The organism is Nocardia sp. NPDC004582 (assembly GCF_053602115.1).
In genome coordinates, this window is sequence record NZ_JBSGCY010000004.1 from 111,558 (window position 1) to 122,785 (window position 11,228).

Consider the following 11,228-nt stretch of genomic DNA (forward strand, 5'->3'; position numbering starts at 1 on the left):
CCTCGGTTATTCGGAAACCGTTGCGGGAGTAGGGAGTTACTCCGCGGCGGCCTCTTCGGCGGCGCCCTCTTCGGTCTCCTCGGTGGCGGCGGCCGGGGCGGCGATGATGTTGACGATCAGGGCCTCCGGGTCACCGGCGAGGGTGACGCCCTTCGGCAGCTCGATGCCGCCGGCCAGGATCTGGGTGCCGGCCTCGGCGCCCTCGATCGAGACCTCGATGGACTCGGGGATGTGCAGGGCCTCGGCCTCGATGGAGAGGGTGGTGGCGTCCTGAGTGACCAGGGTGCCGGAGGCGGCGTCGCCGACCAGGGCGACGTTCACGTCGGCGGTGACCTTCTCGCCACGACGCACGATCAGCAGGTCGGCGTGCTCGATGTAGCGGCGGATCGGGTGGACGACGACCGACTTGGTCAGCGCCAGCTGCTTCTTGCCGTTGATGTCCAGGTTCAGGACAGCGTTGGTGCCGTGCTCACGCAGGATGGCGGCGAACGCCTGGGCGCTCACGGCCAGGTGCTGCGGCTCCTCGTTGTGGCCGTAGAGGACGGCGGGGACATTGCCGTCGCGGCGGGTACGGCGGGCAGCGCCCTTGCCGAACTCGGTGCGTACGGTGGCTTCGAGAAGGTTGGCGTCGGACATGACTGTCTACTCCCTACGGCTCGTCCGGCTGTAATGTCAGCGTGTCGCCAGGCGACGTGGGCCGCCCTGGCACAGTGGTTGGTCTGCTCGTCGGCGAAGACCAACGTGGACGGCCGAATAGGCCGAGCCGCGTCGATCACGGTGGGCAGCTAGGTGCCACACCCTCGCCGAGACAACCTGAAGACTCTAACACGCTGCCGGTAGGCGCCTGCCGCACCCCCTCGGCGACCGCGATTTCCGCTCTTGTATACGGCAATTTGACACACTAGTATTTCGCATCACTCGGCCCCGCCCCTCGATCCCAATCCTTACCCGATCCCGGGCAATTCGAGGGCATACCGAGAAGCTTGTCCGCCAAGTTAGGAAAACGCTTGATGAAGAACATCCGCCGGGTCGGCTTCAGTGCCGCGGGCATCGCCGCAGTCTCCGCCGCCATCGCGCTCACCGCGCCGATCGCCTCGGCCACCACCAACGACTGCCCCCCTGGCACCACCACGCCGCCGACCACCACCACCCCGCCGAAGACCACCACCCCCTCCACGGGCGGCTTCGACGCGATCATCAAGGCGCTGGGTAGCGGCTCCGCCGCCGCCAACTCGGGCGGTATCGGCGCCGGCGTCGGCAACTGACGGACGGACTTCCCGCTTTCGGTAGCGGAGATCGCTGACCGGTGCTAGGCACAGTCACTGGCACGCTGAGTAGCTTGTCTTCTGAGTGAGGAACAGATTTATGAAGAACATCCGCAAGGCCGGCCTGAGCGCCGCGGGCATCGCAGCCATCTCCGCAACCGTCGCCGTCGCCGCTCCGTTCGCCGCCGCGGACACCACCGTCAACGGTCTGACCGTGGCGGGCAGCGGCTACACGGTGGGCAAGACCTACACGATCACCATCGTCACCGGCTCGCCCAGCGTCAGCGCGAACGTCTTCGACACCACCGGGTCGAACACGGTGTCCGTCGGCACCGCGACCCCGGCGAGTGGCACCGCCACCACGGCCGCCATCAACTGGACCCCGACGTCGGCGGGCACGCACCACCTCACGGTCACCCTCAACGGCGCCGGTCAGTCCGCCACCGTCGGCCCGGTCGACATCACCGTCTCCGCCGCGGCCGAGAACTCCGGCCTCGACACGGGCAGCGCCGCGAGCCTGCTCCAGTCCCTCGGCATCACCGGCTCCAGCGCGAACTCGCGCGTGAGCTGAGACAGCCGAACGGCCGAAACGGCCGGTTACTCGGATTCCGAGTAACCGGCCGTTTCCTTTCTCACCCGACCCCGGGTCCTGTCCCCCCGGCGCGGACTCAGGCGGCCCGCTGCTTGAAAGTGGTTGCGTAGCAATCGACATACGGGCGTCCCGAACGGCTGACGATGTCGGCCATGAGCTCGTCGGTGGCGCGCCGCACGGCCTGCTGGTCGGCGGGCAGGAAATAGCGCGGGTGGCCGAAGGAGATGCCGACCTTGGCCGGGCGCAGGAAGCGGCCCTCGCGCGGATTGACCCGATCGGTGCCCGACAGCACCACCGGGATCACGGGGGCGCCTGTCTGCATGGCCACCCGGATCACGCCGGTGCGGCCCCGGTAGACGCGGCCGTCGGGCGACCGCGTGCCCTCCGGGTGAATGCCCCAGATGCCGCCCGACTCCAGCACGCGCACCGCGGCGGCCAGCGAATCCGAGCCCGCGCTGCCGCCGGTGCGGTCCACCGGGACCTGACCGGTGGCGTTCATGACGAAGCGATTGAGGCGGCCGCGGAACCCGCCCTCGGTGAAGTACTCCTGCTTGGCGATGAAGGTGACCCGCCGGCGCAGCACCAGGCACAGGTAGAGCGAATCCACCACGGCCAGATGGTTGGCCGCGATGATCAGTGGCCCGTCCTTCGGAACATGGTGCAGCCCTTCGATCTTCGGCCGTCCGAGCAGCCGCAGCACCGGCCCCACCAGGATGTGCTTCAGGAGCCAGTACCACATGGAGTCCACCCAACTCTCGCTGTTTCGACGGATGCGTAGACAGTGTCTACTCGTACTTTTGTACCGGACTCGCGTAGACACTGTCTACGAATCCTGGAGAATGTGACGTATGACCGCCGCCGAGCCCCTGCGCGAACGACTCGTCACCGCCGGAGTCGCCCTGCTCGAGGAGGTCGGCGCGGCCGAGCTCGGACTGCGGGCGATCGCCCGGGAGGCCGGGGTCTCGCACGGCGCGCCCCGGCGGCACTTCCCCACCCACAACGCGCTGCTGGCGGCCGTCGCGGCCCGCGGTTACGCGGACCTGCGCGCGGAAATCGACGCGGTGGGCGGGGAAACGCCCGCCGAGCGGGTGCGCCGGACCTGCCTGGCCTATATCCGCTTCGCCACCGCGCGACCGGAGATGTTCACCCTGATGTTCCGCCACGACCTGCTCGAGGGCGCTGGCGGGAACCTGCGGGTCACCTGGTCACTGCCGCTGTTCGCGCGCTGGCGGCAGCTGGTCGCCGACTGCGCGGATCCCGGCGCGGACCAGCGGGCGCCCGGCCCGGAAGACCAGCGAACCGACGAGCGGGCCATCGGCCTGTGGACCCAGCTGCACGGCATCGCGGTGGTGGTCGCCAACCGCAGTATCGAGGCGATCGCGCCCGATACCGATATCGAGACGCTGGTCGGACGGGCCGTGGCCCGGCATCTCGCCCCGGACCCGGACTGACCACCCGTTCGCGGGCCGGACCGGCCGGTCGGGGCGGGTGGCCGGTCGCGTACCCTGGTTCGGTTGCCTCGTCCGCACAAAGGAGTCCCCCCGTGAGTTCCCCGACTGCCAGCGCGACCTCAGCTACCGCCGGTCGGCTGGCCGGTGAGGCGGCGCGGCGGCGCACCTTCGCGGTGATCTCCCACCCGGACGCGGGTAAGTCCACGCTCACCGAGGCGCTGGCCCTGCACGCCAAGGTGATCTCCGAGGCGGGCGCCATCCACGGCAAGGCGGGCCGCAAGTCCACCGTCTCCGACTGGATGGAGATGGAGAAGGCCCGCGGCATCTCCGTCAGCTCGACGGCCCTGCAGTTCGAGTACGGCGACTGCGTCATCAACCTGGTGGACACCCCCGGCCACTCCGACTTCTCCGAGGACACCTACCGCGTGCTCACCGCGGTCGACGCCGCGGTCATGCTCATCGACGCCGCCAAGGGCCTGGAACCGCAGACGCTCAAGCTCTTCCAGGTCGCGCGCGACCGCGGCATCCCGGTCATCACCGTCATCAACAAGTGGGACCGCCCGGGCCAGGCGCCGCTGGAGCTGCTCGACGAGATCGTCGACCGCATCGGCCTGACCCCCACCCCGCTGTTCCTCCCGGTCGGCATCGCCGGCGACTTCCGCGGCCTGCTGCGCCGCGGCGAGGAGGGCGCGGCCACCGAGTACATCCACTTCACCCGCACCGCCGGTGGCGCGACCATCGCCCCGGAGGAGAGCTACACCCCCGAGCAGGCCGCCGAACGCGAGGGCGACGTGTGGACCACCGCGTGCGAGGAGAGCGAACTGCTCTCCGCCGCCGGGCAGGACCACGATCAGGAGCTGTTCCTGGCCGGGCACACCTCGCCGGTCATCTACGCCTCCGCCATGCTGAATTTCGGTGTGCGCCAACTGCTCGAGACCCTCGTGGAGCTCGCGCCGCCGCCGCGCGGGCGCAAGGACATCAAGGGCGAGCCGCGCGAGACCACCGCGCCGTTCAGCGCCGTCATCTTCAAGGTGCAGGCGGGCATGGACACCGCGCACCGCGACCGGCTGGCGTTCATGCGCATCGTCTCCGGCGAATTCGAGCGCGGCATGGTGGTGACCCACGCCCAGACCGGGCGGCCCTTCGCCACCAAGTACGCGCTCACCGTGTTCGGCCGCGAGCGCACCACCGTCGACACCGCCTACCCGGGCGATGTGGTCGGCCTGGTGAACGCGACCGCGCTGGCCCCGGGCCACACGCTGTTCGCGGACAAGAAAGTCGAGTTCCCGCCGATCCCGTCCTTCGCGCCCGAGCATTTCGCCTCCCTGCGCGCCAAGACCGCGGACAAGTACAAGCAGTTCCGCAAGGCCATGGACCAGCTCGACTCCGAGGGCGTGGTGCAGGTGCTGCGCAATGACGCCCGCGGCGATCAGTCGCCGGTGCTGGCCGCGGTCGGCCCCATGCAGTTCGAAGTCGTCACGGCCCGAATGCAATCCGAGTTCAATGTCGCGACCCAGCTCGATCACCTGCCGTATCAGCTGGCGCGGCGCACCGACGCCGAATCGGCCGAGGAGCTCAGCCGCCAGCGCGGAGTCGAGGTCTTCACCCGCACCGACGGCGCGATCCTCGCCCTCTTCAGCGACAAGTGGCGCTTGCAGTACATCGCCAAGGAGATGCCGAAGCTGACCCTCGAACTGCTGGTCGCCGGAACGGAATAGCGCGTCAGCCCAGCGTGCCGGTGCCGTCCGAGCTGGGTTCGGTGCGCGGGGTGTCGGCGGGATCGCGGGCGATCAGCCCCCAGCGGCTCGAGGTCAGGCGCAGACTCGGCAGGTCCGAGAGCGAGAGCACGACCTCGTAGGTGCGTTCGTAGCCGGTGTGCGCGATGCGCCACTGCCCGTCGTCGCAGCGCACGTATCTGTCGGTGTAGAAGGCCGCGCCGCGCAGGAGCATGTTGTGGCCGGGGATGAGCACGGTGTCGGCCAGATACCAGGTGCCGGTCGCGGTGTCGCCGTCGACATCGATCTCCGGGTGGTCGCAGCGGTGTTCGGTGATGACGTGCGGGCCCAGCGTATTGCGCATGAAGGCCAGGAAGGCGTCGCGCGATTCGAACTGGAGGTACTCGCTGTAGGTGGCGGTGGCCTCCGGAATCATGGTGTCGGCGAACTCCTCCCACGCCTTCGTGTCGAGCGCGCGCAGGTAACGGAACTTCAGCCGGCTGATCGCCGCGACGGCATCGGAATCCATACCTTCAACAATCCCATCAGGTGCGGGAAACCTGAGGAAATCGGCACGGATTTGTACCGGATCGCTATCAGCCGGATACCGAGTCAGTTGTTGATCGTGAAGCAGGTGTTGCAGAAGTCCTCGCCGAATTCGGTCAGGCGCAGGCTCTTTCGGACGATCTTGGGGACTCGCCCGGCCTTTTTCAGCGCCTGCTCGACGACGGGCTGCACTTCCAGCACCATGTATCGCGACAAAACGACCGGATCGTCCGAGGTCATGGTGAGACCGAGGCGATTCAGATTGATCAGGTAGTGCCGCGCGCGGTCCGGATAGCGCACGCCGGACTGTTCCGGCACCGAGGTCAGATCCCCCGCGACCAGCTCCGAACCGATGCCCAGCGGCCGGTTGGTGCGCACGTCCACCGACGGCTGCGGCCCCTGCAGCGCCATGAAGCGCAGGATCCGGGCCTCGTCGGGGGCGAGCTGGTCGAGGATGCGGTCGTAGGCCGGGTGCACGTCCTCGGTGAAGTAGACGTCCGCCGAGCGGGCCAGCAGCGCGTCGCCGCGGCGGCGCAGATCCTCGGTGGTGCCCGAGCGGACCAGACCGCCGCCATTGGTGATGGCCTGCTGCGGCGCGCCCATGGGAGTCGGTACGTAGCTGACGATCTCGCGCACCGAACCCTCGGTGACACCCAGCGCGCTGCGCGCGATCGACCGCAGCGCCGCCCCCGTGCGCTCGGCGATATCGGCCGAGGACTCGCCGTCCAGCGCGGCCTGCGTCAGCTGCTTGGTGATCTCGAAGCTGGTGCCGACGGCCCACTCGGTCCCCCGCACCGCGGTGCCGGCCGCCAGCCCGGCGGCCCGGAAGACCCCGCGGATCAGGCGGGCCTCATTGCTGATCTGCCGCTGCTCCACATCGGAACTGCGTTCCACGGCACGAGGTCCCGGACGGGTCACGTCCTGCCCCGGGATCCTGTCTTCCGCCACGTCCATCTCCGAATATCGCCAGGTGAACACAATCGTCCACAGATTATTGCCCCCGACGGACCTGCGGGCACGTTGAACCCATGAGCCAGACGAAGGTTACCCCAGTCCACGTCCGCCGAGTAACGACGCACATGACCCCCAACACGAACGATCAAAGAACGATATGGCTGTGGTCTCCGCCATTCTCGTGGTCCCATCGAGAGAGAGGAACATCGAGCCCGGGCAGTGTGACCGAGATCTCCGACCCAGACACTCCGCCGCTGGACTCGATTCCTGAATAGCCAGTAAGGTCCGAACCGCCGATGGGGTAGTCAACGCCTAAGGCGGTCGTTGCGGGTCGGCAGGAGGGTGTCGCGTGCTAGAGAGTGTCTTCGGGGTGCGTCCGACCCTCCTATTGGAATTGATCACGATTCCGCTGTTCACGGGCGTGATCGGCTATATCACCAACTGGACCGGCGTACTCATGCTGTTCAAGCCGATCCGGTTCCACGGATTCCGGCTGCCCGGTCTGGCCGCCGTGTTTCCGTTCCTGCCCAAACGGATTCAGGTACTGCCGCTGCTGCAGTACGACGGGCGGATCGGCTGGCAGGGCATCGTGCCGTCGCGCGCGGACAAGATGGCCAGCATCGCGGTCGACAAAGGGCTGGCGAAACTCGGGAGCGTCGCGGATTTCTATCGCGAACTGGAACCGGACAAGCTCGCTGAACATTTTGTTGAAATTGCCGATCTTCAGATTCGCGGCATTGTCGAGGACATCCTCAAACGCGAACATCCACAGCTCTGGTACAACCTGCCGACGGGTGTGCGGGAGATGGTCCACAACCGCGTCCGGGAACAGTTGCCGGATATTCTCCGGGAACTCACCGATGAACTCGGCAAGAACATCGATCAGCTGCTGGACGTCAAGTCCATGACCATCCGCTACTTCCAGGCGCGGCCGCAGATGCTGAATTCCGTGTTCCAGGTGCTCGGCGCCAAGGAACTGCGATTCATGCAGAACTTCGGCTTCTACTTCGGCGCGCCGATGGGTCTGGTGCTGGTCGGCATCCTGCACTGGACGCACTGGTCCTCACTGGTCGTGCTGCCCATCGGCGGCGTGATCATCGGCTGGGTGGTCAACTGGATCGGCATCAACCTGATCTTCGAGCCCGCCTACCCCAAGTGGTGGTGCCCGTGGCGGCAGGGCCTCCTGATCAAACGGCAGGACGAGATCACCGAGGGCTACGCGGCACTGGTGGCCAGCGAGATCATGACCGTGGCCAATATCGGCGACGAACTGCTCAACGGGCCGCGCGCCGACCGCACCATGCAGATGCTCACCGACACCCTGCGCCCGGCCGCCGACCGGGCGCTCGGCCCGGCCCGCTCGGTGGTCAAGTTCGCCCTGGGCAGCCGGGAGTACGACACCCTGCAGGACACCCTCACCAACGAGGCGATGACCATCGCGCCCATCGCCTTCGCCGACCCCGCGTTCAACGTGCGGCAGGGCGTCCAGGTGCAGGAGTACATCGCCAAACAAATGTCGGCGCTGCCCCCGCCGGAGTTCGTGGACATGCTGCGTTCGGCCATCAAACAGGACGAATGGCTTTTGTTCGTCCATGGCGGCGCGCTGGGGCTCTTCGCCGGTTACGCTCACCTCCTGATCTTCGGAACAGGAGTCGCCACCACATGGATATGACCGAATCCTCCTCTGGCGAGGACGATCCCGCCGATCCGTCGAAAGTCATCGCCGTTCGCGAGTCCGCACCGCTGCCGGTGCCGCTGGACTCGGGCGAGCGGCGGGGTTCGGCCGGACCGGTGCGCGCCGCCACGGGAGTGGTTCGGGTGGCCATGTCGGCGGCGGTCGAGGCCAGCTTCTGGAGCCTGCACACGGCGCTGGGGGTGACCTCGGTGGTGCTGCGCGGCAGTATGGCCGGGCAGCCGCCGCGCGAGATCCTCTCCGACGCCGGCGCCCAGGTGCGGCATTCGGTCCGGCAGGCGCTCGGCGTGCCCATGCCCGAGGACCTCGAAGCCACACCGGAATCCGGGCACACCGCCCTGTTGCGCGCCCGCGGCGCGGAACTGCTGCGCCGGTCCGCGGACTTCCACGCCGAGGACGACACCCACCATCACACCGCCTACTCGCGCGTCCTGGGCGAACTCGCGCCCGACGAGGCGCGCATCGTGCGGCACCTGTACCTGGACGGGCCGCAGCCCGCGGTCGAGGTGAAGACCGGGCGCGGTTCCTACCGTGGCGTTTTCAATCTGCTGGGCGAGGACGCGGCCCTGCGGTACCCGAACCGGATCGACGAGTACCTGGCCAACCTGGACCGGCTCGGCCTGCTCGACGTGACCCGCGAAGCGCTCGGCAATCCGAATCGGTACCAGCTGCTCGAGGCCATGCCGGAGGTGCGGCGGCTGCTCAAGCGGGCGAGCTTCGGCACCAAGGTGCTCTACCGCACCGTCGAATTGACCTCGTTCGGCGCGGGTTTCGTCCGCACCTGCCTACCGGTTCCGTCACTCGACTCCCCCGCCTCCCCGGGACTTCAGCGGGCGGCTGGGGAGCCGTAACAATCACTGCATCCGTACCTACGTCAGGTGGCGAACCAATTTTGGTCGTACCCGGCGAGTTACCCCGACCGTTACGAAACCAGTTGTCGCCCTGGCATACGCCACGACCGCGAGAGGTGCAAAGGACAGTTGCGGGTCAGGCGTTTTCGGCCAGTTCGAGCCAGCGCTCTTCGGTCGTTTCCTTCTCGGCCTGCACCTGCTTCAGTTCCGCGCCCAGCTTGACCAGTTTGTCGGGCTCGGTGGCCGCTTCGGCGAGGGCCGCGTGCAGCTTGTCCTCACGCTCGGTGAGCTTCTCCAGGGCGCGTTCCAGCTTGGCCAGTTCCTTGCGGGCGGCGCGGTAGGCGGCCGAATCCGTGGCCGGGGCCGCGGAATTCGCGGCGGCGGCCGGAGCCGCGGAGCGGGCCGGGGTGGCGGGACCCCCGGCGAGCGCGGCGCGCCGGCGCAGGTATTCCTCGATGCCGCCGGGCAGGTTGGTGAGCTTGCCGTCGCCGAACAGCGCCCAGGTCGTGTCGCAGATGCGCTCGATCAGGTAGCGGTCGTGGGAGATGACCACCATGGTTCCGGCCCAGCCGTCGAGCATGTCCTCGAGCTGCTGCAGGGTGTCGATGTCGAGGTCGTTGGTGGGCTCGTCGAGCAGCAGCACGTTCGGCTCGGCCATCAGGATGCGGGTGAGCTGCAGGCGACGGCGCTCGCCACCGGACAGGTCGCGGACCGGGGTGCGCTGCTTGGCGGGGGTGAAGCCGAGCCGTTCGGCCAGCTGCCCGGCGCTGATCTCCTTGTCGCCCAGCATCATTCGCTGCGCCACATCCTGGACCGCTTCCAGCACGCGCAGGTCCAGAGGCAGGTCGTCGAGCTCCTGGCGCAGCCAGCCGATCTTGACGGTCTGGCCCTGGATCCGCTTGCCGGACTGCAGCTCCCGCTCCCCCGCGAGTGCGCGCAGCAGGCTGGTCTTGCCGGAGCCGTTCACGCCGACCAGGCCGACGCGTTCGCCGGGCGCGAGCCGCCAGGTCAGGTCCTTCACCAGTTCCCGGCCGTCCGGGAGGGCGAGGGTGGCGTCCTCGAGCTCGATCACCACGCGGCCCAGCCGCTTTCGCGCGAAGGAGGCCAGTTCCACGGTGTCGCGCGGGGCGGGGACGTTCGCGATCAGGGCCTCGGCGGCCTCGATCCGGTAGCGCGGCTTGGAGGTGCGGGCGGGCGCGCCGCGGCGCAGCCAGGCCAGTTCCTTGCGGGCCAGGTTCTGGCGGCGGGCCTCGCTGGCATCGGCTTGGCGGACGCGTTCGGCGCGGGCGAAGATCCAGTCGTTGTAGCCGCCGTCGTAGGTCTCCACCTTGCCGCCCTGCACCTCCCAGGTGCGGGTGGCCACGGTGTCGAGGAACCAGCGGTCGTGGGTGACGACCACCAGCGCGCTGCGGCGGGCGAGCAGGTGCTCGGCCAGCCATTGCACGCCCTCGACGTCGAGGTGGTTGGTGGGCTCGTCGAGGACCAGCAGGTCCAGGTCCCGAACCAGGGCGGCGGCCAGCGCGGTGCGGCGGCGCTCTCCACCGGAGAGGTTGGCGACCGGGGTGTCCATGCCGAGGTCGGCGATGCCGATGCCCTCGACCACCGACCGGATGCGGGGGTTGGACGCCCATTCGTGCTCGGCGACGCCGTCGGTGCGCTGATCCTCGGCCAGGCCCGCGAGCACGACGTCGCCGACGGTCGCGTCCTCGGGGAGGACGCCACGCTGGGTGACGACCGCCATGCGCAGGAATCCGGCGCGGCTGACCCGGCCCGAATCCGGTTCCTCGAGTCCGGTCAGCACCTCGAGCAGCGTGGTCTTGCCGCCACCGTTCAGACCGACGACACCGATCCGCTCCCCCTCCTGAACCCCGAGGGACACCTTGTCGAGCAGCGGCTTGACGCCGAAGCTCTTGGAGACGGTTTCCAGGTTGATCAGGTTGGCCACGGGACTGTGCCGCCTCTCCGGGTCTTTATACGAACCGTAAGAGCCTACTCACCTGCTGTCGCGGACCGGCGGTCACATAGCGGAGACCCCGCCCGTACCCGGCGAGCTACCCCGCAGCTCACGAAATCAGTTGTCGCCCACGATGCGGCGGGCGCCCGGGACCGGGCCGTGGGCGGTGCGGACGCTGCGGGCGACGCCCGCGCCCGCGAGCTCGGC

Annotated in this window: 11 protein-coding genes; 6 read left to right on the top strand and 5 right to left on the bottom strand. The window is 68.5% G+C overall.

Translation table 11 applies throughout. From position 1 onward, the window contains the following. Window positions 1-36 precede the first annotated feature (36 nt). A complete protein-coding gene (locus ACWELJ_RS02595) occupies window positions 37-636 on the bottom strand; it encodes a 50S ribosomal protein L25/general stress protein Ctc (protein WP_452364416.1) in 600 nt (199 codons plus the stop codon). 374 nt (window positions 637-1,010) lie between these two features. Between ACWELJ_RS02595 and ACWELJ_RS02600 the strand changes: the two genes are divergently transcribed. Both ACWELJ_RS02600 and ACWELJ_RS02605 read left to right on the top strand, forming a co-directional pair. Next, on the top strand, window positions 1,011-1,265 hold the full coding sequence (locus tag ACWELJ_RS02600) for a hypothetical protein (RefSeq protein ID WP_452364417.1): 255 nt from the start codon (window positions 1,011-1,013) through the stop codon (window positions 1,263-1,265). A 100-nt stretch (window positions 1,266-1,365) separates the two neighbouring features. Further along, entirely contained in the window at window positions 1,366-1,836 is a 471-nt protein-coding gene (locus ACWELJ_RS02605) for a hypothetical protein (RefSeq protein ID WP_452364418.1), read from the top strand. Window positions 1,837-1,933: 97 nt separating this feature from the next. Here the strand turns inward: ACWELJ_RS02605 and ACWELJ_RS02610 are convergent, their stop codons facing one another. Further along, window positions 1,934-2,596 (bottom strand): lysophospholipid acyltransferase family protein, encoded by a 663-nt coding sequence (locus tag ACWELJ_RS02610; protein WP_452364419.1) that lies wholly within the window; start codon window positions 2,594-2,596, stop codon window positions 1,934-1,936. A 109-nt stretch (window positions 2,597-2,705) separates the two neighbouring features. On the opposite strand from ACWELJ_RS02610, the gene ACWELJ_RS02615 reads away from it, so the two are divergent. Next, window positions 2,706-3,308 carry a TetR/AcrR family transcriptional regulator gene (locus ACWELJ_RS02615; protein WP_452364420.1) on the top strand — a complete coding sequence of 201 codons (603 nt, stop codon included), beginning with the start codon at window positions 2,706-2,708 and terminating at the stop codon, window positions 3,306-3,308. Between the two features lie 92 nt (window positions 3,309-3,400). Next, window positions 3,401-5,026, top strand: a complete 1,626-nt coding sequence (locus ACWELJ_RS02620; RefSeq protein WP_452364421.1) for a peptide chain release factor 3 — start codon at window positions 3,401-3,403, stop codon at window positions 5,024-5,026. 4 nt (window positions 5,027-5,030) lie between these two features. On the opposite strand, the gene ACWELJ_RS02625 is transcribed toward ACWELJ_RS02620, so the two are convergent. Further along, entirely contained in the window at window positions 5,031-5,552 is a 522-nt protein-coding gene (locus ACWELJ_RS02625; RefSeq protein ID WP_452364422.1) for a nuclear transport factor 2 family protein, read from the bottom strand. Between the two features lie 83 nt (window positions 5,553-5,635). After that, entirely contained in the window at window positions 5,636-6,523 is an 888-nt protein-coding gene (locus ACWELJ_RS02630) for an Abi-alpha family protein (RefSeq protein WP_452364423.1), read from the bottom strand. Between the two features lie 349 nt (window positions 6,524-6,872). Between ACWELJ_RS02630 and ACWELJ_RS02635 the strand changes: the two genes are divergently transcribed. Both ACWELJ_RS02635 and ACWELJ_RS02640 read left to right on the top strand, forming a co-directional pair. After that, window positions 6,873-8,195 (top strand): hypothetical protein, encoded by a 1,323-nt coding sequence (locus ACWELJ_RS02635; RefSeq protein ID WP_452364424.1) that lies wholly within the window; start codon window positions 6,873-6,875, stop codon window positions 8,193-8,195. Continuing rightward, on the top strand, window positions 8,186-9,067 hold the full coding sequence (locus tag ACWELJ_RS02640; RefSeq protein ID WP_452364425.1) for an Abi-alpha family protein: 882 nt from the start codon (window positions 8,186-8,188) through the stop codon (window positions 9,065-9,067). Before ACWELJ_RS02635 ends, ACWELJ_RS02640 begins: the two co-directional genes overlap by 10 nt. A 136-nt stretch (window positions 9,068-9,203) precedes the next feature. On the opposite strand, the gene ACWELJ_RS02645 is transcribed toward ACWELJ_RS02640, so the two are convergent. After that, on the bottom strand, window positions 9,204-11,012 hold the full coding sequence (locus ACWELJ_RS02645; RefSeq protein ID WP_452364426.1) for an ABC-F family ATP-binding cassette domain-containing protein: 1,809 nt from the start codon (window positions 11,010-11,012) through the stop codon (window positions 9,204-9,206). Window positions 11,013-11,228 lie beyond the last annotated feature (216 nt).